This window comes from Streptomyces fragilis (assembly GCF_003112515.1).
In the GTDB taxonomy this organism is placed as follows: domain Bacteria; phylum Actinomycetota; class Actinomycetes; order Streptomycetales; family Streptomycetaceae; genus Streptomyces; species Streptomyces fragilis.
Genome location: NZ_BEVZ01000003.1, coordinates 106965 through 127096, shown reverse-complemented (window position 1 = coordinate 127096; position 20132 = coordinate 106965). Strand labels below are relative to the sequence as shown.

The following is a 20132-nucleotide window of genomic DNA, read 5'->3' as shown; positions in this document are numbered from 1 at the left end:
GGCGCCCGGCCGGCCGGCTCAGGCGGCGTCGAGGTGGGCGAGGACGGCCAGGACCCGGCGGTTGTCGTCGTCGGACACCTCCAGGCCGAGCTTGGCGAAGATGTTGGCGGTGTGCTTGGCGACGGCCCGTTCGGTGACCGACAGCCGGCCCGCGATGGCGGCGTTGGAACGGCCCTGCGCCATCAGCTCCAGCACCTCCCGCTCGCGCGGGGTGAGCCGTGAGACGGGCCGGTCGTCGCCCGAACTGCGCTGCAGCAGCTGGGAGATGACCTGGGGGTCCATGGCGGTGCCGCCGGCCGCGACCCGGCGGACGGCCTCGGTGAACTGCCCGGCGTCCATCACCCGGTCCTTCAGCAGGTAGCCGACGCCGCCGCTGCCGTCGGCGAGCAGTTCGCGGGCGTAGAGCTGCTCGACGTGCTGGGAGAGCACCAGCACCGGCAGGCCGGGGCGGCGGCGCCGGGCCCGCAGGGCGCACTGCAGCCCCTCGTCGGTGAAGGAGGGCGGGAGCCGGACGTCGACGACGGCGACGTCCGGCTCCAGTTCCTCGAGGGCGCGGTCCAGTCCGGGGCCGTTGTCGACGGCGGCGGCGATCTCGAAGCCGTGCGCCTCCAGCAGCCGGACGAGGCCGTCCCTCAGCAGGAAGAGGTCTTCGGCGAGGACAACGCGCACGGAATCTCCAGGGTCACCACGGTGGGGCCGCCGGTCGGGCTGCTGACGGCCAGGACGCCGTCGAATGCTCCCAGCCTCCGCTCCACGCCCGCCAGCCCGGTGCCGGCCGCCGGGTCGGCGCCGCCGTGCCCGTCGTCGGTGACGGTCAGGCGCAGCATGCCGTCCCGGTGGCCCAGTTCCAGCCAGATCCGGGTGGCGCGGGCGTGCTTGACGACGTTGGTCAGCATCTCGCTGAGCGCGAAGTAGACGGCCGACTCCACGGCGGCCTCCGGGCGGCCGGGGAGGTCGACGTGGGCCTCCACCGGCAGCGGCGTGCGGAGCGCGAGCGCCCGCGCCGCGTCGCCGAGACCGCGCTCCGCCAGCACCGGCGGGTGGATGCCGCGCACCAGGTCGCGCAGCTCGGCGAGCGCCTCGGCGGACTCGGCGCGTGCCTGTGCGAGCAACTTCCTCGCCTGCGCGGGGTCCTTGTCGAGCAGGGTCTCGATGGTGCCCAGGCTCATCCCCATGGCGACCAGGCGGGCCTGCGCCCCGTCGTGCAGGTCGCGCTCGATGCGGCGCAGTTCGGCGGCGGAGGCGCCCACGGCGTCGTGCCGGGTGCGGGCGAGTTCCGCCACCCGGCGCTCCAAGGTGGCCCGGTCGGGTGCCAGCACGGCCCGGGTGAGCGTGAAGTGGGCGGCGAGCAGGCGGTCGTTGTAGCGGAACGCCAGGTACAGCACGACCAGTCCGAGGAGTCCGGCGCCGATCGCGTCGGCCTGTCCGCCGACCGGGAGGAACAGGTACCAGTAGTCCGCGCCGTCCGCGACGACCCGCCAGTGCCCGAGCGGCAGGGCGATGCCCTGCACCGCGTTGCTCAGCAGTGCCACGGGCAGCATCGCGAGGAGGAAACCGGCGGTCATGTCCACCGGGAGCCAGCGCAGGTCGCGGTGGACCGCGGGGTCCGCCATCAGGCGCAGGGTCCGGGCCGGCCCGACGGCGGGCAGCCCGGCGGGGCCGGGGTCGTACTCGGCGAGCGGGATGGTGATGCCGTACCAGCGGGCCGCCGCCAGCCTCCGCAGGTCGGCGAACCGCCGGACGAGGCCCAGCAGGGGCGGCATCAGCAGGGTGCCGACGCCGAGGGGGACCAGGGCGGCGGCCAGCAGGGTGAGGACCAGCAGGAGGGAGGAGCCGATGAGGGAGAACGTTCCCAGGGCGAAACCGCGCACGGCGGCCAGCAGAGCCTTCTTGGCGGACATGCTTCCAACTCCCCGTCGTCCGGTGGTGGTTCGGCGGGTGGATCGCCGCCGTCCCTGACGCTACGGCCGGCGGGCGCCGGCGGCACGGGGCGCATCACCCCACCCGGGGTGGTGCCAGGTACACCATCGTCCTCCACGCGCCCCTGCCGCCCCCGCCTCCCGCCCCGCACGGGCACCGCCGGGACCGGGTCGTCGCAACTGGCGTCACATCGCCGCCGCGGTGCGCCGTCCCGCACGTCGCACACCGGATCTCCCCAGCCGGACGGGTCTCCTCCGCTCCCGGGCGGGACAACCATGCTTGTCATGGACACTAACCGCACCCGGATCTCGCGCCCCCGCGCGAGAGGGACCGGATCCCGCCTGACCGCCACCGCCGCGGCCGCCGCCGCGCTGCTGCTGGCCACCGCCCTGCCCGTCACGGCCTCCGCGGCGCCCGCCGCGCCGCAGGCCTCCCCCGACCGTGAGGCCGCCGCCGTCGCCCGCGCGGAGAAGGCCGTCGCCGCCCGGGCCGAGAGCCTCGGCATCGGCGCGCGGCAGGAACTCGTCGTCAAGGACGTGATCGTCGACGCGGACGGCTCCGAGCACGTCCGCTTCGACCGCACCTACGCCGATCTGCCGGTTCTCGGCGGCGACTTCGTCGTCCACCTCTCGCCGGAGGGCGCGTTCGAGGGCGCCGACCGGGCGAGCCGCGCGGAGGTGTCGGTGCCCGCCCTCACCCCGGCCGTGTCCGAGTCCAGGGCCTCGGACGTCGCCGAGGACCTCCTGCGGTCCACGGAGCGGACCGTCGTCGCGCCCGAGGCCGACTCCCGCCTGGTGGTCGACGCCCTGAACGGCCGCACCCCTCGCCTGGCCTGGCACACCGAGGTGACGGCGAAGGACGCGCGGGGCAACCCGGTCGGCCGTGAGGTGCTGGTCGACGCCCGCACCGGCAGGCAGCTGGACTCCTGGGACTCCGTGCACGCCGCCACCGGCACCGGCCGCTCCCTCTACTCGGGCGCCGTGCCGCTGGAGACCACCGGCAGCGGGACCTCGTACTCCCTGAAGGACCCGACCCGCGGCAACACCTACACCGGCGACGCGGCCAACAAGACCGACCTGTGCATCCTGACCCTGTGCCTGCGCCGCGCCCCCTCCACGGTCTTCACCGACGCCGACAACGCCTGGGGCACCGGCGCCACCTCCGACCGCGCCTCCGCCGCCGTGGACGCCCAGTACGGCACGGACGTCACCTGGGACTACTTCAAGGACGTCCACGGCCGGCTCGGCATCGCGGGCGACGGCAAGGGCTCGTACAACCGCGTGCACTACGGCAGCAACTACAACAACGCCTTCTGGGACGACAGTTGCTTCTGCATGACGTACGGCGACGGTGACGGCACCACCTTCGGCCCGCTGGTCTCGCTGGACGTGGCCGGCCACGAGATGAGCCACGGCGTGACCTCGGCGACCGCGGACCTCACCTACTCCGGCGAGTCCGGCGGCCTCAACGAGGCCACCTCCGACATCTTCGGCTCGCTGGTCGAGTTCCACGCCGGCAACGCGAGCGATCCGGGCGACTACTACGTCGGCGAGAAGATAGTGAAGCCCGGCTTCGGCGACGCCGCCCTGCGGTTCATGGACCGGCCGGACCGTGACGGCTCCTCCGCCGCCTGCTGGTCGTCCACGACCAAGAACCTGGACGTGCACTACTCGTCGGGCGTCGCCAACCACTTCGCCTACCTGCTCGCCGAGGGCACCGGCACGCGGACCATCGGCGGCCTGGAGCACTCCGGCACCACCTGCGACGGCTCCACCCTCACGGGCATCGGCCGGGGCAAGCTCGGGGCCATCTGGTACCGGGCGCTGACGGTCCACATGACCTCGTCCACCACCTACGCGGGCGCCCGCGCCGCCACCCTCGCGGCGGCCGGCGACCTCTACGGCGCTGGCTCGGCCGAGCAGAACGCGGTCGCCGCCGCCTGGACCGCCGTCAACGTGCGCTGACGACCCGCACGGCCCGCGGGTGACCACTGCCCGCGGGCGGCCACGGCGTGCGGGGGGCCACCGCCCGCACCGGCTCCCCGCGCCGCCGGGCGGCGCGGGGAGCCGGCGTGCCGGACCCCGATCAGGAGGTCCGTCAGCGTGCCGCCAGCAGCTCTCCCTGCCGCTGGAGCACGTATCGCGCCACGGACTTGCCGAGGGCGATCCCCGCCTCGTCCGCGGACCGCGTGTGGATCCCCGACCAGACGCGGGCGTCGACGTTCTCCGCCGACAGCCGCTGCCAGCTGGTGTACGTCCGGGTCACGCCCGGCGCGGTGGGGCTGGTCAGCTCGAACGGCGCGGTGCGCGCCCCGCTCAGCGCGGTCAGCACCCCTTCCGCCGATCCGGAGTAGGTGCCGTGCCCGCTCGGGTAGTCGGGGTGGGCCGGCGTGGCGTGCAGGGGCGACCAGGCCGGGTCGGGGGCGATCGCGCCGGTGCGGATCGCCGTCACCGGACGCCAGCGGGTGTGGGCGTACTTGCTGTCCGAGGTGGCGATCTGGGTGTCCACCGAGGCGACGTGGAACAGGGCCACCAGCCGCGCCTGGCCCGCCAGGCCCTGCGAGGAGCGGGTGAGCGCCACCCGCAGCGGCTCGGTGTACAGGGTGAACGACGAGCCGAACCAGAACTGCGCGGTCTCCGTCTGCCCCGCCGTGCGCACGGTGCTGTCGGCCGCCCCGTAGGCGCGCACCTCGGCCAGGTCCGCGGCGTAGCGCGCGGAGTCCAGGGCGGGCGGGGGCGGCAGCCGGAACTGGCTCTGCGAGCGCAGCGCGAACGGCTTCGCGACCCGGTTGCCGTACTGGGTGGCCGGGGCGTAGGCGGGCGGTGTCGGCTGCCACACGCCGGGCGCCGCGGCCGGCACCGGGTACGGCGCGTTGACCGAGGCGGGGTCCAGGCCGTCCGCCGCCCGCTCGGCGAGCAGCAGCGAGGCCTGCCGTTCGCCGGCCGCGACGCCGCGGTCCTCGGACCGGCCGTCGGGTATCGCCTCCAGGGTGGCGGCGTACGCCTCGTCGACCTGCGCGGCCTGGGTGGGCGCCAGCTCGGTCAGCGCCCGGTGCACGGCCGAGGCGAGGGCGGCCCGCTGGTACTCCGTCCGGTCCACGCCGGCCGGGACGGCCCGGGTGGCGCGGGCGGCGGCCAGCCAGCCGATCGCCCAGGTCCGGCTGTTGGTGACCTGGGTGGCGGCGGGGGCGGCGGCCACCGCCCGGGCGGTGACGTCGAACCACTCGACGGCGGTGGAGTCGGCGCTCCGGTGCTCCGCCGCGGCCTGCGGGGCGGCGAGGCCGCCGGTCAGGACGGCCGCGGCCAGGACGGCCAGGGCGGTGCGGGATCTGCGGGTGCTCATGAGGGGACGTGCTCCTTCTGCCGGGCGGGGACCTCGGCGGGTGTGGGGACGGGGACGGGGGTGGGGGTGGGATCGGCGGCGGTGGGGGCCGCGGCGGCCCCGGCGGTTCCGTGGGCCTCGGCGGTCCTGGTGGCGTAGACGCTCTCCGGGCGCGTCAGCCCGTAGTGGTCGCGCAGGGTGGTGCCCTGGTAGGCCTCGCGGAAAAGGCCGCGGCGCCGCAGCAGCGGCACGACCTCGTCGGCGAAGACGTCGAACCCGCCGGGCAGGTGGGGCGGCATCACGTTGAAGCCGTCCGCGGCGCCCTGCTCGAACCAGAGCTGGAGGGTGTCGGCGATCTGCTCCGGCGTGCCGGCGACGACCCGGTGGCCGCGTGCTCCGGCGAGGCGGTGCAGCAGCTGCCGGACGGTGGGCCGCTCCCGCTCGACGATGTCGAGCACCAGCTGGAAGCGGCTGCCGTTGCCGCGTTCCCCGCCGGTCTCGATCAGGTGGCGCGGCACCGGCCCGTCGAGTTCCTCCTCGCTCAGCTCCAGGCCCAGCAGCCTGCGCAGCAGGTCCAGCGAGTAGCCGGGCTGGGTGAGCTCGTTGAACTCCTCCTGCAGCGCCCGCGCCTCCGCCTCGGTGGAGCCGATGAACGGGCTGACGCCGGGCAGCACCAGCAGCCGCTCCGGGTCCCGGCCGAGCGCGGCGGCCCGGGCCTTGACGTCGGCGTAGTACTCCTGGGCGCTCGCCAGGGTCTGGTGCGCGGTGAACACGGCCTCCGCGTACCGGGCGGCGAAGGCCCGGCCGTCCTCGGAGGAGCCGGCCTGCACGTACACCGGGCGTCCCTGCGGGGTGCGCGGGGTGTTCAGCGGCCCGCGCACCGCGAGGTGACGGCCCCGGTGGTCGACGCGGTGCACCCGGTCGGTGTCCGCGAAGACGCCGGTGGCCGGGTCGGCGACCAGTGCCTCGTCCTCCCAGCTGTCCCACAGTTTTCCGACGACGTCCACGAACTCCCGTGCGCGGTCGTAGCGTTCGGCGTGCACGGGGTGCGCGTCCAGGCCGAAGTTGGCGGCCGCGTCGGGCGCCCCGGTGGTGACGATGTTCCAGCCGGCCCGCCCGCGGCTGAGGTGGTCAAGCGAGGCGAACAGCCGGGCGAGGTTGTAGGGCTCGCTGTAGGTGGTGGAGGCGGTGGCGATCAGCCCGATCCGCTCGGTGGCGGCCGCGATCGCGGACAGCCAGGTGAACGGCTCCAGCCGGAAGCGGCTGGCGTAGCGGACGTTGTCCGGCAGGGACGGGCCGTCGGCGAAGAACACCGCGTCGAACGTGGCCGCCTCGGCCCGGCGGGCCAGGTCCTGGTAGAAGCCGATGTCCAGCAGCCGGGCGGGGTCGGAGCCGTGGTACCGCCAGGCGGCCTCGTGGTGGCCGCCCGGGTAGACGAACAGGTTGAGGTGCAGCTGCCGCCGCGGGGCGCTCATGCGGGGATCTCCTCGGTGTCGCGTACGCGTTCGTGCGCGGGCTCGTACTCGCCGCGCGGGCCGTCGGCCGTCTCGTCGCCGGACCCGCCGTCCGGCTCGTGGCCGGTGAGGTCCACCCCCAGGTGGGCGAGGAGCCGGGCGCGCAGGCGGGCGTGGTCCGGGCCACCGGTCCGGTGGGCACCGGGCAGGTCGACCGTCAGGTCGGCGGCGATCCGGCCCTCCTCGAGCACCACCACCCGGTCGGCGAGCGCGATCGCCTCGTCGACGTCGTGGGTGACCAGCAGGACGGCGGGCCGGTGCCGGGCGCACAGGGTGCGCAGCAGGGCGTGCATCCGGATGCGGGTCAGGGCGTCCAGCGCCCCGAACGGCTCGTCCGCCAGCAGCAGGCGCGGCTCGCGCACCAGGGAGCGGGCCAGCGAGACGCGCTGCTGCTCGCCGCCGGAGAGTTCCACGGGCCAGGCCCGCTCCCGCCCGGCGAGGCCCACCTCGGCGAGGGCGGCCCGGCCGCGTTCCTGCGCGTCCGGGGTGTCGAGGCCGAGGACGACGTTCTCCAGCAGCCGCTTCCAGGGCAGCAGGCGGGCGTCCTGGAAGACCACCGACACGTTGTCGGGCGCGGTCAGCAGGCCGTCGCCCCGCACGTCGTGGTCGAGCCGCGCCAGCGCCCGCAGCAGGGTGCTCTTGCCGGAGCCGCTGCGGCCCAGCAGGGCGACGAACTCGCCGTCGTGAATGGTCAGTCGCAGTCCGTCGAGGACGCGGCGTCCGTCGAAGGAGCGGACCAGGTCCTCGATCCGGACGACGGCCGGGCTCAGCCGGCCAGGGTGCGACGCCATGTCAGCGTCCTCCTCTCGACGAGCCGCACCAGGCCGTCGGAGACCAGCCCGAGCAGGCCGTACACGACCAGGCCGACGAGGATCACGTCGGTCTGTCCGTACGTCCGGGCGAGTTCCATCATGTAGCCGATGCCGCTGGTGGCGTTGACCTGTTCGACGACGGCCAGCGCGAGCCAGGCCGCCGTCACCGCGAAGCGCATGCCGAGCAGGAATCCCGGCAGGGCGCCCGGCAGCACGACCTGGCGGACGAAGGCGGTGCGGCCGAGCCGGACCGTCTCGGCGAGCTCGACGTAGCGGTTGTCGATGGCGCGCAGGCCGTTGTGGGTGTGGATGTAGACGGGCACGAAGACGCCGAGCGCGATGGTGATCACCTTCATGCTCTCGCCGATGCCGAACCAGAGGATCAGCAGCGGGATCAGCGCCAGGGACGGGATGGCCCGCTTGATCTGCACCGGGCCGTCCACCAGCGCCTCGCCGACACGGCTGAGGCCGGACACCAGGGCGAGCAGCACACCGGCGGCGACGCCGAACAGCAGCCCCAGCAGGGCGCGTCGGGCCGAGGTCAGCAGGTGGTTCTGGAGGCGCCCGTCGGCGATCAGGTCGCCTGCCGTCGCGGCCACCGTCCACGGCGCGGGCAGTGCCCGCGGGTCGAGCAGCCCGGCCGCGGACCCCGCCGCCCACAGGGCGAACAGGAGCACCGGGCCGACGGCCCAGCCGTAGCGGACCGGGCGGCCGGGGCCGAGCCTGCGCCGGCCGGTGGCCCGCGACGGCCTCGGCCGCGTCAGGGGCCGGTCCTTCGTCAGGGCCGGCGGACTCGCCACGGCGCTGCGTGCGGGGACGTCGACGCTCATGACGCACCCCCGGCCTCGGCCGCCGCCCGCGCGCCGACCTTTTCGAAGCGCCGGTCGAAGAGGATCTTCACGTCGAACCTGTCGTGCTTCTGCTCCTTGGCGAGCAGGTCGACGGTCTGCTGCTGGCGCTCGATCGCCTTCGTCCAGTCGGCCGGGATGACCGGGTGGCCCGACCGCTTCACCAGGTACTCGCCGTCCTCCTTGCTGAGGCCCTGGTCCTTGACGTACCAGCCCTCGACCCACTCGTCGGGGTGCCGGTCGATCCAGACCTGCGCCTTGGCCCAGAACTTCACCAGTTCCCGGATCGCGGCGGCCTTCTCGGGGTCGGCGACCGAGTCGGTGAGCACCCACAGGTGCGCCGGGTCGTCGCGCAGGCCGTGCTTGAGGGTGGTGGCCCCCTGCTCGCCGTAGTTCTTCAGGTAGCGCTTGATGTTGACGTCGGCGATCGGCGCGGCGTCGACCTGCTTGTTGCCGAGCGCGGTCGGGTAGACGTCGCCGGTGCTGGCCAGCTCCACCAGCTCGACGTCGTCCTGGCCGAGACCGGCCTTGTCGAGGATGCGCAGGACCAGTGCGCCCTGGGCCTGGCCGGGGCTGTAGGCGATCTTCTTGCCGCGCAGGTCGGCCAGGCTCTTGATCCCGGCGCCGGGCGCGATGCCCAGCTCGTAGATCGGGTTGGCGTAGGGGTCCTTGCGGAACGCGGCGGCCACCAGCTTGGTGTCGAGACCGGTCCAGTGCGCGTTGATGGACGGGATCTCCGCCGCCGAGCAGACGTCGAGCGCGCCGGCCCGGAACGCCTCCGAGCACTGCGGACCGCCGCTGATGTTCGCCCACTCGACCTTGAACGGCAGCTTGTCGATCTGTCCGGACAGCTGCAGCGCGACCTTGAGCGAGGGATTGCCGACGATCAGCTCGGTGTCCGGGGACACCTCGGCCGGGATCTTCGTGTCGGCGAGGTCCTTGCCGCTCGCGGTGGTCTGCGCGTCCAGGGCGCACGAGGCGAGCAGCAGCGGCAGGGCCAGGGCCGCGGCCGGCAGCGCGAGGCGGCGCCGGCCGGACGACGGGCGGGGTATGCGGGTACGGAGACGCGGACGGAAAGTCATCGGACAGCCTTTGCGGAGGCGGTCACCCGCACGCGGGTACGGCGGCGGGCGACCGGGAAGCGGAGTGAGCGGGACGAGCGGGGCGCCGGGTGGGCCCGGGCCCGGCGGTACGGGCCCGGGCGGCGGCCGACCGTGCCCGGCGGTACGGGCCCGGGCGGCGGCCGACCGTGCCCGGCGGTACGGGCCCGGGCGGCGGCCGACCGGGTGACGTCGGCCGGGTCGGCCCGGCCGGCACGACCAGCGGGGCGGCCGGTGCAGCCGGACCGGTCGGCTCGGCGGCACCGTCGGCCTGCCCGGGTGGACCGGACCGGACCGGACCGGCCGGGTCGGCGAGACCGGTCGGCCAGGCCGACCGGACCAGCCGGGCCGGCCAGGTCGCACTGACCAGCCAGGTCGGCAGACCGGATCGGCGAGGTCGACCCGACCAATCAGGCACGCAGGGCCGGAGCAGGTGGACCAGCCCGTGCGGCCAGGTCGGCGGAGCCGGACCAGCGGAACCAGCCGGGTCGGCCAGGTCGACCCGAGCAGCCAGGCACGCAGAGCCGGAGCAGCCGGATCAGCCCGTGCGGCCGGGGCGGCCAGGTCGACAGAGCCTGATCAGCCGGACCAGCCCGTCCAGCCGGGTCTACCGAATCGGTCGGACCGGCCGAGTGGGCCGGTCCGGCCAGGTCGGCCAGGTCGATCGAACCTGCCGGGTCGGCTGGACCTGCCAGGGTCGGCCAGGGCCGGCCGGCGCGACCGAGCCGACGGGCAGTTGCCGTCCGGGCCGGAGGACCGTGCCGTCCGGGCCGGGAGACTGGTGCCGTCCGGGTCCGACAAGCCGGTGCCGTCCGGGCCGTGCCGGCCGAGGGGCCGGGCGACGGGGCCTCGGGCTCAGCGACAGACGGCGGTGGCGACGCGCATCAGGTCGACGGCGCGCCTCTTGGTGAGCCGCAGGTGTTTCCGCATGACCCCGACCCTAGGGAGGGCGATCGGAGCCCTTCAAGGTCTCCTGGCCGCCCGTAGCGCGACCGCCACGCGGCCTTCGTGTTCCGGCAACAAGCGCGACAAGCACGCCGGGCGGCGCGTGCGCGAGCGCGCGCGTCAGCACGGCGCCACCGGTTCACCTGCCGGACACTCCGTCAGACGCCCTTTTCGCGCCGCGGGTTCGTAACATGCCCCGATGAACATGACTGCATTCGACGAAGCCGAGCGACGCATCTGGGACGGGCGCGCCGCGGCGTACGCGCGCAGCTTCGCCGGTCTGTGCGCGCGGACCGTCCCCGCGCTGATCGAGGCCGCGAAGGTCGGACCCGGCGCACGCGTGCTGGACGTCGGCACGGGCACCGGGGCGGTGGCTGCGGCCGCGTGCCGGGCCCGGGCGATCGTCAGCGCCGTCGACGCCGAGCCGGACATGACCCAGTGGGCCGCCGAGGCGGTGCCGGAGGCCGACGTCCGGGTGGCCTGGCTGCCGGAACTGCCGTTCGTGGACGGGACGTTCGACGCCGTCCTGGCCAACTTCGTACTGAACCACGTGGGCCGGCCGCGGACCGCGGCGGCGGAGCTGCGCCGGGTCACCGCGGACGGCGGGCGGGTCGCCGTCTCCCTGTGGGGCGACGAGCGGGGCGCCGGCCAGAGCCTGGCGTACCGGGCCGTCGTCGCGGCGGGCCTGGAGCTGCCCCCGGCGCTGCCGCCCCTCGCGCCGGAGGAGGAGTTCCCGCGCACCGAGGAGGGCGTGGCCGCGCTGCTGGCCGGGGCGGGTTTCACCGGCGTGGTCTGCGAGACGGTGCGGTTCGACCACCGGGTGGACCCGGAGCGGTGGTGGTCGGGCACGGCCGGCGGCGTCGGGCCGACCGGCGCGCTGATCGCCTCCCAGCCGCAGGACGTGATCGACGCGGTCCGCAAGGAGTTCGACGCCCTCACGCTGCCGTTCCTCGGCGACGACGGCCTCCTCACCCTCCCGCACGTGGCGCTGCTGGCCTCCGGCTCGGCCTGACCGCCCTCCCCTGCCCGCGCCGCACGACCGTCCGGGTGGCGCGGGCCGCGGTGCAACAGGACGCCCCCACCGTGTCACGCTCCCTCGCGGCACCCGGCCGGCCCCTGGCAGAGTGAATGCTGCGGGCCCAACTGCGGTGTGGAGGCGGGGAGATGACGGGGACGATCGCGGTGAGAGTCGAGGGGACGGTCGGGCTGGACGAGCCGGCGAAGCTGCTGGAGGAGCTCACCGCGGAGACCGGTCTCCCTTGGCGGCAGGAGCAGGCCGCCCTGCCTCCGGGCTCCCTCGACGAGGGCGTCTCCTCGGTGATCCTGGAGGCGGTGATCGGCGGCTTCGTGGGCAGCGCAGCGCCCTGCAGATCGCCACCCAGCGGGTGGTCGACCGGTGGCGCAGCGAGCGGCTCGACCCCCCGACGGTGATCGTCGTCGTCCAGCAGCCCGCGGGCCGGGACCCGGCCGCGACGCGCGACGGTGGCGGGCCGGCGGTGCCCGGCACGGCCCCCGCCACGCCCCTGCCCGGCGGGACGCACCCCGCGGTGCCCGGCGGGGAGCGGGCCCTCGAGGACCAGGACTCCCCCGGCGCCGCGGACGACCCCGGCGCCCCGTCCGCCTCTCCCCCGGAAGGAAGCTGACCGGACAACGGCCGGCCGCCCGGCACCCTCGGCACCCGCCACCCGGTCACCTGCGTGCTGACCGCGTCCCGGGCCGGGAGGCCCAGTGCGCCTGCCCGGCGGCCAGCGGCCACCCCGGCCCGACCAGGCCGCCCGTCCGGGTGACCGCAAGGGTAGCGTCGTGAGAACAACTACCGCAGGAGCAAGACACGTTGCTTGTTCGTGCAGAACTCCGGGCGGTGCTCCGAACGACGGACGGTCCCGGCCGGACGCCCGGCCGGCTGCTTGACTGGCCGCATGCCATTCGTCCACTACGGCGTGCTCCGCGGCACCCTGCACGGCCATCACCGCGACCGTCCCGACCACCAGGGCCGCTGGTTCCACGTGAACCTTGAGGTGGACGCCCCGGCCGGGCGTCACCACTGCGCCGTCGACGTCGACAGTCACGCCTCGGCCGTGGGCGTGCGGTGGAAGACCTTCACCGTTCCCCCCGAGGCCCTCGGCCCCGTCCGGGTGCTGCCGCCCGGCTACCACGAACTGGCCCGCACCCCGGGCTCCGGCGCCCTGGACCTCGTGCGCCACCCGGCGCTGGCGGACCGCTCCGGCATCCTGTTCCTGCGCCGCCCGCCGTCCTGGCTGGAGGACCTCCTCGACCTCGTCGGCTCCCACCCGTGGCAGGCGGGCTCCGCCACCGACGCGGCCGAGGCCCTGGAGTCGGTCCTGGCGCCGGGCCGTGAGGTCCTGCTCTTCGGCGAGCCCTTCGACGACGATCCCGAGGGCGACCTGGGCATGCACAACATCCACCAGAACCAGGGCGACCCGGCGGGTTCCCAGTGGTGGGCGGAGAACGGCGCCTGGCAGGACGGAGCCGTCCTCACGCTGCGGCCGGACGGCGACCTCGACGTCTTCCTGAGCAAGTTCTCCAGCCAGTCCGACCACACCGACGACGCCGGCCACCCGGTCGACTGAGGCCGCCCGCGGGCGCGCGCACCCCGCACGACCGGTCCGCCGCGGTCACCGGCCGAGGCGGGCGGCGGTCACCGGCCGAGGCGCGCGGCGGTCACCAGTCGAGGCGGGCGGCGACCGGCAGGTGGTCGCTGCCGGTGGCCGGCAGCACCCAGGAGCCCACCGGCCGCACGCCCCGCACCAGCACCTGGTCGATCCGCGCCACCGGGAACGCCGCCGGCCAGGTGAAGCCGAAGCCGTCCCCCGCCTCCTCCTGCGCCGACGTCAGGCCGGAGGTGACGCCCTCGAGCGCACGGTCGTCGACGGTGCCGTTCAGGTCGCCGAGCAGCACCAGCCGCTCGCCCTTCTCGGCGGCGAGTGCCTCGGCGAGCGCCCGGGCGTTGCGGTCCCGGCTGTCCGTCCGGAATCCGCCGCGCGGCATCAGGCGCACGGACCCCAGGTGGGCGACGTAGACCGTCAGCGGCCCCCGGTCGGTGGCCACCGTGGTGCGCAGGGCGCGGTTGTAGGCCAGCTTCTCGGCGGCGGGCTTCCTGTCGCCCAGCGGCCCGGCGTCCATCGCGATGTCGACGGCCCGGGTGTCCGACAGGGGCAGCCGGCTCCACACCCCGACCGTCCCCCGCACGGAGTGGTACGGATAGGCCCGCGCCAGCTCCTTCTCGTAGGTGCCCCTGGCCTTCGCGGCCAGCTCCACCAGTGCCAGCACGTCCGCGCCGGAGCCGGCCAGCTCGCGTGCGGTGCCGGCCGGGTCGGGGTTGGCCTCGCCCACGTTGTGCTGGACGACGGTGAGGTCGCCACCTGCCTGTGCCTTGTCGGGCAGCAGCCCGCCGAACTGGCCCAGCCACGCCGTGACCGGCAGCAGCAGGGCGAGAAGGGCGGAGGGGGAGCGCCGCCGGAGCGCCAGGAGCAGCAGCACCGGCACGAGCAGGCCGCACCACGGGAGGAAGGTCTCCACCAGGCTGCCGAGGCCGCCGGCGTCGGTGATCCACGGGTGCAGCGACAGGACAAGGCCCAGCAGCAGCGCCAGGGCCGCGAGCACCGGCCCGCGCCGCCACGTCCGCGGCCGGGAGGCGGCGCGGAGCGTCCTGCGCAGCACCGCGCGAGGGCCGCGGGCGCCCGCTGCGGCGCCGTCGGCGTCCGCGGCGCCGGAGCCGTCCCGTCCGGCCCCGGCCGCCGCCGGGTCCGCCGTCCTCACCTGTGTCATCGTCCGTCCGTCACGCGTGCTCGTGCTGGTGGCGCGGTCCACGCCGTCCCCAGTCAAGCAGGCCCGGTGTCACCGCCGCGTAAGCGGTGGACGGCCGCACGACGGCGGCCGCGGGCCCCGTCACCGGGACGGGACCCGCGGCCGGTGGCGCGCCGGCGGACGTCAGCCGCTGACCGTGATGCTCGAGCTGCCGCTGCTCTGGTAGCCCTCGGTCGCCATGATCATGTAGTACTTGAACTGGCCCATGGGCATGCCCGCCCGGGCCCAGGCGTCGAAGTGGTTGCCGGTGGTGATGGTGCCGTTGCCGATCAGCTTCTGCTGACGGACGCTCCAGTACTGCTGGAAGGTCTTGGTGCCCTCCACGGAGGGGGCGTTGTACCGGGTCGTCTGGTAGATGTCGTACGTGGCGCCGTCGCTGTAGACGGTGCCCTTGTGGGTGCCGGTGGGCCGGTAGCTGCCCCAGTTGTCGACGATGTAGTACTCGACCAGCGGGTTCGAGGTCCAGCCGTAGAGACAGCCGTAGCCGTTGCCCGACGGGTTGAAGTAGCCGCTGTAGCGGACCGTCCGGCGTCCGCCGGTGCTCCAGCCCTTGCCGGCGACGAAGTTGCCGCAGTTGGTCCACTGGGTGCTGTAGCTGCCGCCGCCGTTGAGCGTCATGGACACCGAGCCGCCGCCGTCGGTCCAGAACGAGTAGTACATGCCGTCCGTACCGGTCCGGCTGGTGGTGATGGTGGTGGCGGCGTGGGCGGTGCCGGGCAGCACCAGCCCGGACGCGGTGGCGAGCGCGGCGGCGCCGGCGCCGCCGAGGAAGCCACGGCGGCTCAGGCCGAAGGGGGCCGGGTTGTACGGGAGCTGGTCCTGCTGCGTGCCGTCCTGCTGCATGCTTCTTCCTTCCGATGAAGGCTGGCGGGGGGTCCGGGCGGTATCTGCCGCCCGGCGGCCTTGCATGGAACACGGACACGGACGGGGGTCACCCGTGTCCGTGCGGTACCGACCCGGCGTCCGTCACGTTGCGTGACGGGATGCCGGTTCCCTGTCGTTCGACGTGGCCGCAGTTTTCCGCAGCACCCCATGAACCTGTCAACACTTTCGACGTTCTTTCGGAAACAATTCCGTATCCCGCGCGTTACTTGACGGGCCGTTGAGCACTGCTCACACTGCTGATGGCGTGGGGCAACGGGAGAGGCGGGGCGGAATCGCGAGCATCCGACACGCAGGACAGGGCGACGGCCTCGAAACTTTCGAAGACGTTCATGGCGCTCCGCACCGCGCGGCCCTGCCGCTGCGTGACGCGGCGTTCAGCCGGTCGGGTGCTGTGCCCGGCCCGTGAACTCGAGGGTGTGCACGACCTCGGTGCGGGCGACGGTGAAGCCGGCGCGCTCGAACAGACCGTGCGCCCGGGGCAGTTCCTCGGCGTCCACGTCGAGGCTGACCCGGTCGAAGCCGGCGTCCTGTGCGGCGCGCAGCGCGTGGCCGAGCAGCGCGGAGGCGACGCCGCGGCCGCGGTGGCCGGGGCGGGTGCCGATCCGCAGGATCTGGGCGTCGCGCACACCGGTCGCCTCGGTGTCCGCGTCCCAGGAGAAGACCAGCACCATGCCGGCGGCGGCGCCGCTGCCGTCCTCGCGCAGAAGGAAGCTGAGGTCCGGGCGGAAGGCCTGCCAGCCGAGCAGTTCGCGCCAGCGCTCCGGCGGCATCGGGACCCCGCCCCGGCTCTCCAGGAAGGCCTCGTCGCTGGTCAGGTGGAAGTCCGCGTCGTTGCCCGCCGCGTAGGCCTCCACGGTGTGGCCCTCGGGGACCGGGACGTCGGCGACGCCGGCGTCGAGCGGGCGCCGCAGGTGCGAGGAGGAGCCGGAGAGCGTCATGCCCGCGGCCCGGTAGCAGGCGAGGGCGCCGGCGTTGCGCGCGTTGTTCCGGACGGCGACGGCCAGCGGCAGAGCGGGGTGGTGGAGCGCGTGCAGCGTCCTGGCGCACGCGATCCCGGCGGCGAGCAGCCCGGTGCCGAGTCCTCGGCGCCGGTGATCCGGATGGACGCCGCCGCTCAGCGTCACCCGGTGCACGCCCTCGGCACGCGGCTGGTGCGCCGCGGAGGAGTAACCGACCATCAGGTCGCCGTCGAAGAGGCCCACCGTGCCGCGCCCGAGGTCGAGGAGCGGGGCGTTGATCTGCTCGGCGGCGTCCTCCTCGGAGTAGTACTCGCCGAACACGTCGACGGCCTCGATGGCGTTGAGCAGTGCGGACAGGCCCGCGGCGTCCGTCGGGGCGATCGGACGGGCGGTGAGGTGCGCGAAGGCTGAGGACATTGGAGCGACGGTAGAGGGTCCCGATCACGGCGTCACCCGGGTTTCCCGCGGGCCTGCGCAGGCCCTGCCGCAGCCGGGTGGCCGCGGCAGGCGGGCAGGCGGGCAGGCGGGCGGCCTCAGGGCAGGCGCAGGTCCCCGAACGAGGGCAGCACCGGAGAGGGTGCGCCCGGCGGCGGGCCCCCGCCGGCCGTCCGGGCGGCCAGGGCCGTCCAGGCGCGCCGGAGGGCGGCGGCCCGCTCCCTCTCCTCCGGGCGTGCGGAGCGCACGTCGGGCACCGGGGCGCCCCTACCGGGACGCAGGAAGAAGTGGTGCAGGCCCTCCTGGTGGGCGGACCAGGACTGCAGCAGCCAGCCCGGCGGCATCGGCGGCGGACCGACGTGGTCGTGGACGAGGACCGGGTCCCGGGGGCCGGTGGTGCGCAGGACGCCGGGAGCGACGACCTCCGCGCACGCCCAAGACGGAAGACCGCACAGCTCCGCGAGCCTCCGCCAGGCCCGGTACCAGGTGGTCTCGCTGCCGTCGGACACCCGGAAGGAGGACGCGGCCGCCGTGCCGCCCCGGCCCGCGTCCCACGGCTCGTCGTCCACCCCGTGACCGGAGGGTCCGGCGATCCGCGCCAGCAGGGAGCCGTCCAGTTCCGGGCCCGTCCGCCCGGCCCGCCGGGTCAGCGTGAGGGTGGGGCCGTCCCAGCCCCCGGTCAGCCGGGCGGTCACCCCGGGGGCGGTCAGCTCCCGCGCGCCGCCCCTGCGCGTCCAGGACCCCACCGGCGTCCGCTCCCCCGTGAGGGCCTCGGACACCGCGAGGGCCAGCCCGGCCCCGTCGGCCGCCGGCACGCCCACCCGCAGCTCGCACCGTCCGGCGCTCTCCCGGACGGCCGGCACCGCGACGGGCGCCGGCGTCGCGACGGGCGCCGGTGTCACGACGGGCGCCGGCGTCGCGACGGGCGCCGGTGTCAGATCGTCAGGCACGAGACGGCCTCCTCCTCATGGCTCCAGCCACTCCACGGGCTGTCGGCGCCCGGCGGTCCGGGCACCAGGAACGGTTCCCTCGCTCCCGGCGCCGGAAGCAGGCCGGAGGCAGGGGAACGGACGACGGAGAGCCGGGCCGGCAGCAGCCGGTCGGTCACCACGGCGGCGACCGCGGCCGGGCGGCCCTCGGCGGCGGGCCACCGCAGGGTCCGTCCGTGCCACCGGCCGGGCGGATGCCCCCGGACGCGGCCGAGGAGGACCTCCTCCCCGCCGCCCGGCAGGAGTTCGACGTCCTTCCCGCCGCTCGCCAGCCCCACCCCCGTGGCCTTGACGGCCGCCTCCAGCATCGTCCAGGCGGGCCAGAAGCCCGCGTCGGACAGCGGACGCGGAAAGGTGTCGCACACGGTCTCCAGCACGTCCTCGGGCGTCGGCATGAAGCGCGGGCTCTCCACGTCCACGCCGATCGGTCCCCGTTCGTCCACGCCGACCAGCAGCAGGCCGTCCGACCGCGACCAGCTGACGTGGACTCCCGGATGCTCCGGCAGGTAGGGCTTGCCCCCGGGCAGGCGGGCCAGCCGCGGCCCGCCCGCACCCGTCGCCAGGCGTGTGCCCAGCAGGGCCCGGATGGCGAGCCGGGAGTGCAGGAACCGGCGGGCGGTGAGCGGGCTCCTGAACGCCGCCGCACGCCGCCGTTCCTCCTCGGTCGCCAGGACCCGGCAGGTGCCGGCCCGGTGGCCGGCCGCCGGGTCCGGGCCGGTCCACGCCGGCTCCGCCGTGTCGAGGTCGACGAGCCAGAACTGCACCGCCGCGTCACCGTTCATCTCCGCCCTCCCCCCGTGTCGCCCCTCCTCATGTCCGCGCACCTCCCCCGATCCGCGACGCCGCCCCTGCCGCCGCCGCCCCTGCCGCCCCTGCCACCCCGGTCGCCGCCGGGCCGGCGGCGACCGGCGGGTCGTCGTGGAGGCGGAAGACCTGGGTCCCGGTCAGCGCGGGGTCGCCCCGCCGGACGTGCAGCTCCCCCCGGTCGGGGAAGGCGACCACGGCGGCCACGGTGCGTTCGGCCCTGATGTCGCCCCGGTCGGGCACCCTGATCGGCGGCCGGGAGAGCAGGCCGAAGTACTCCTCGGCCCCGGCGCCGGCCGGGATGCCCGCCAGCCCGGCCCGGGCCGCGTCGAGCCTGCGGACCGAGGAGTTGCGGGCGAAGACGTTGATCTCGTCCCGCGGGGCGAAGTCGGGGTGCAGGAAGTGATTGGCGTGCGCCACCTCCGCCTCCGCCACGATCCGCGTCTCGTTCTCCAGGATCTCGACGTACACGCTCCGCCGCCGGTCGCACAGCACCAGGTTCCGGGAGCTGGCGAGCGGCAGGCCGTCCAGCGCCTCCAGCGCCTCGGTGACGCTGCCCGCGGTGTCCAGCAGGTGGCGGATGGCCAGGTAGGGCGGGACGCCCGGGCGCCACTCGCCGCCCAGGACGAGGTTGAGCCCGACGGCGAGGCCGCGGCTGTTGAGCCCCAGGTAGCCGAGCAGCCCGGCGAAGCTGAGCACCAGGGCGCGGTGCCCGCCGGCAGGCTGGGCGAGGTCGAGCACCGCCAGGTGGTCGTCCAGGTCGCCGTTGAGGTCGACGGTCTGGGCCAGCACCGGGCCGGACGCGCCGGCGCGCGCGAAGGTGGTGCAGTCGCCGGCGGCCCGGATCTTCCGGTACCCCATGATCTCCCTGCGCAGCTGGAGCAGCCACGCCTCCTCGTCGGTGATCCCGGCGCCCGCCGCCAGCCCCGCCACCTCCTCGGCCAGGTCGGGCAGGGCCGCCGCGACCGCCGCCCGGTGGGCGGCGATCCGCGGCCGCAGTCCGTCCCAGGTGACCGGCTCGTGCATCACTTTGCCGAGACGGCCGACCGAGTCGTCGAGGAAGGAGCGCAGGGGGCCGGCGAGGGCCTCGCCGTGGGCGTGTCCGAGGTCGTAGGGCGAGCCCGACGCCCGGACGAGGGGGATGCCCCCGCCGGGGGTCATCCGACGGTGTCCAGCCGGGAGACCTTCGGCCTCACGGCGAGCTCCGCCTTCACGCGGGGCCACTCGCCGCCGAGCACGCTGTAGTAGACGGCGTCGCGGCGCCGCCCGCCCGGCATGTAGTTGAAGCTGCGCAGGACGCCTTCCTCGACCGCTCCGATGTTGCGCAGGCCCCGGCGGGCCTGCTCGTTCAGCACGTCGGTCTTGAACTCGACCCGCTGCGCGCCGAGCCGTTCGAAGGCGTGCTCCAGCAGCAGGTACTTGGCCCAGCGGTTGACGCCGCGTCCGCGGAAGTCGCGTCCCAGCCAGGACCAGCCGATCTCCAGCCGGGCGTCGGCCTCGGCCATGTTCCCGTAGCTCATGCTGCCGGCGATGCGGCCGCTGTCCTTGTCGACGATGACGAACACGACTCGCCGTCCGGCCCTCTGGTCGGCGAGGCAGGCCGCGAAGAACGTCTCGAAGTCGGCGTCGCTCTCCACCAGGGAGACGAAGTAGCGCCAGATGTCCTGGTCCATGGCGACGGCGCGCACACCCTCGCGGTCCGCCTCGGTGACGGGCCGCAGCAGCACGTGCTCGTTCTCCAGGACCGCGGGCGCCAAGTCCTTCCAGCTCAT

20 protein-coding genes are annotated in these 20132 nt (G+C 75.1%); 5 read left to right on the top strand and 15 right to left on the bottom strand.

All coding sequences use genetic code 11. From position 1 onward, the window contains the following. Positions 1 to 18: 18 nt before the first annotated feature. Both Sfr03f_RS11180 and Sfr03f_RS11175 read right to left on the bottom strand, forming a co-directional pair. Complete coding sequence (locus Sfr03f_RS11180; RefSeq protein ID WP_108953693.1) at positions 19 to 669, bottom strand: LuxR C-terminal-related transcriptional regulator; 651 nt, start codon at positions 667 to 669, stop codon at positions 19 to 21. Further along, positions 633 to 1901 carry a sensor histidine kinase gene (locus tag Sfr03f_RS11175; protein WP_108953692.1) on the bottom strand — a complete coding sequence of 423 codons (1269 nt, stop codon included), beginning with the start codon at positions 1899 to 1901 and terminating at the stop codon, positions 633 to 635. Before Sfr03f_RS11175 ends, Sfr03f_RS11180 begins: the two co-directional genes overlap by 37 nt. Before the next feature lie 303 nt (positions 1902 to 2204). On the opposite strand from Sfr03f_RS11175, the gene Sfr03f_RS11170 reads away from it, so the two are divergent. Then, a complete protein-coding gene (locus tag Sfr03f_RS11170; RefSeq protein WP_108953691.1) occupies positions 2205 to 3884 on the top strand; it encodes a M4 family metallopeptidase in 1680 nt (559 codons plus the stop codon). A gap of 133 nt (positions 3885 to 4017) precedes the next feature. Here the strand turns inward: Sfr03f_RS11170 and Sfr03f_RS11165 are convergent, their stop codons facing one another. From Sfr03f_RS11165 to Sfr03f_RS31680, 6 genes are all read right to left on the bottom strand, one after another. Continuing rightward, positions 4018 to 5262: a vanadium-dependent haloperoxidase gene (locus tag Sfr03f_RS11165; RefSeq protein WP_108953690.1), complete on the bottom strand. Its 1245-nt coding sequence runs from the start codon at positions 5260 to 5262 to the stop codon at positions 4018 to 4020. Then, complete coding sequence (locus Sfr03f_RS11160) at positions 5259 to 6716, bottom strand: LLM class flavin-dependent oxidoreductase (RefSeq protein WP_108953689.1); 1458 nt, start codon at positions 6714 to 6716, stop codon at positions 5259 to 5261. The genes Sfr03f_RS11165 and Sfr03f_RS11160 overlap by 4 nt, the downstream gene beginning before the upstream one ends. Further along, positions 6713 to 7546, bottom strand: a complete 834-nt coding sequence (locus Sfr03f_RS11155; protein WP_108953688.1) for an ABC transporter ATP-binding protein — start codon at positions 7544 to 7546, stop codon at positions 6713 to 6715. Before Sfr03f_RS11155 ends, Sfr03f_RS11160 begins: the two co-directional genes overlap by 4 nt. Continuing rightward, positions 7522 to 8397, bottom strand: a complete 876-nt coding sequence (locus Sfr03f_RS11150) for an ABC transporter permease (RefSeq protein ID WP_108953687.1) — start codon at positions 8395 to 8397, stop codon at positions 7522 to 7524. Before Sfr03f_RS11150 ends, Sfr03f_RS11155 begins: the two co-directional genes overlap by 25 nt. Further along, entirely contained in the window at positions 8394 to 9497 is a 1104-nt protein-coding gene (locus Sfr03f_RS11145) for an ABC transporter substrate-binding protein (RefSeq protein ID WP_108953686.1), read from the bottom strand. The genes Sfr03f_RS11150 and Sfr03f_RS11145 overlap by 4 nt, the downstream gene beginning before the upstream one ends. 873 nt (positions 9498 to 10370) lie before the next feature. Next, positions 10371 to 10445: a putative leader peptide gene (locus Sfr03f_RS31680; protein WP_351115898.1), complete on the bottom strand. Its 75-nt coding sequence runs from the start codon at positions 10443 to 10445 to the stop codon at positions 10371 to 10373. A 220-nt stretch (positions 10446 to 10665) separates the two neighbouring features. Between Sfr03f_RS31680 and Sfr03f_RS11140 the strand changes: the two genes are divergently transcribed. The 4 genes from Sfr03f_RS11140 to Sfr03f_RS11125 all read left to right on the top strand — a co-directional run bounded on the left by Sfr03f_RS11140 (position 10666) and on the right by Sfr03f_RS11125 (position 13051). Then, positions 10666 to 11472, top strand: a complete 807-nt coding sequence (locus Sfr03f_RS11140) for a class I SAM-dependent methyltransferase (RefSeq protein ID WP_108954058.1) — start codon at positions 10666 to 10668, stop codon at positions 11470 to 11472. Positions 11473 to 11624: 152 nt separating this feature from the next. Then, positions 11625 to 11891 carry a hypothetical protein gene (locus Sfr03f_RS11135; protein WP_108953685.1) on the top strand — a complete coding sequence of 89 codons (267 nt, stop codon included), beginning with the start codon at positions 11625 to 11627 and terminating at the stop codon, positions 11889 to 11891. Continuing rightward, complete coding sequence (locus tag Sfr03f_RS11130) at positions 11888 to 12103, top strand: hypothetical protein (protein ID WP_108953684.1); 216 nt, start codon at positions 11888 to 11890, stop codon at positions 12101 to 12103. Before Sfr03f_RS11135 ends, Sfr03f_RS11130 begins: the two co-directional genes overlap by 4 nt. Positions 12104 to 12379: 276 nt before the next feature. Continuing rightward, complete coding sequence (locus Sfr03f_RS11125; RefSeq protein ID WP_108953683.1) at positions 12380 to 13051, top strand: DUF2278 family protein; 672 nt, start codon at positions 12380 to 12382, stop codon at positions 13049 to 13051. Between the two features lie 91 nt (positions 13052 to 13142). On the opposite strand, the gene Sfr03f_RS11120 is transcribed toward Sfr03f_RS11125, so the two are convergent. The 7 genes from Sfr03f_RS11120 to Sfr03f_RS11090 form a co-directional block, all read right to left on the bottom strand. Next, complete coding sequence (locus Sfr03f_RS11120) at positions 13143 to 14249, bottom strand: endonuclease/exonuclease/phosphatase family protein (protein WP_108954057.1); 1107 nt, start codon at positions 14247 to 14249, stop codon at positions 13143 to 13145. A 162-nt stretch (positions 14250 to 14411) separates the two neighbouring features. Continuing rightward, a complete protein-coding gene (gene xynA, locus Sfr03f_RS11115; RefSeq protein WP_108953682.1) occupies positions 14412 to 15131 on the bottom strand; it encodes an endo-1,4-beta-xylanase XynA in 720 nt (239 codons plus the stop codon). Positions 15132 to 15547: 416 nt separating this feature from the next. Next, positions 15548 to 16549, bottom strand: coding sequence for a GNAT family N-acetyltransferase (locus Sfr03f_RS11110; protein WP_108953681.1), 1002 nt, complete (start codon positions 16547 to 16549; stop codon positions 15548 to 15550). A 116-nt stretch (positions 16550 to 16665) separates the two neighbouring features. Continuing rightward, complete coding sequence (locus Sfr03f_RS31525; protein WP_108953680.1) at positions 16666 to 17517, bottom strand: hypothetical protein; 852 nt, start codon at positions 17515 to 17517, stop codon at positions 16666 to 16668. After that, positions 17502 to 18338 carry a 4'-phosphopantetheinyl transferase family protein gene (locus Sfr03f_RS11100; RefSeq protein WP_108953679.1) on the bottom strand — a complete coding sequence of 279 codons (837 nt, stop codon included), beginning with the start codon at positions 18336 to 18338 and terminating at the stop codon, positions 17502 to 17504. The genes Sfr03f_RS31525 and Sfr03f_RS11100 overlap by 16 nt, the downstream gene beginning before the upstream one ends. A gap of 28 nt (positions 18339 to 18366) precedes the next feature. Further along, complete coding sequence (locus Sfr03f_RS11095) at positions 18367 to 19521, bottom strand: C45 family autoproteolytic acyltransferase/hydrolase (RefSeq protein WP_108953678.1); 1155 nt, start codon at positions 19519 to 19521, stop codon at positions 18367 to 18369. After that, on the bottom strand, positions 19518 to 20132 hold the full coding sequence (locus tag Sfr03f_RS11090) for a GNAT family N-acetyltransferase (RefSeq protein ID WP_108953677.1): 615 nt from the start codon (positions 20130 to 20132) through the stop codon (positions 19518 to 19520). Before Sfr03f_RS11090 ends, Sfr03f_RS11095 begins: the two co-directional genes overlap by 4 nt.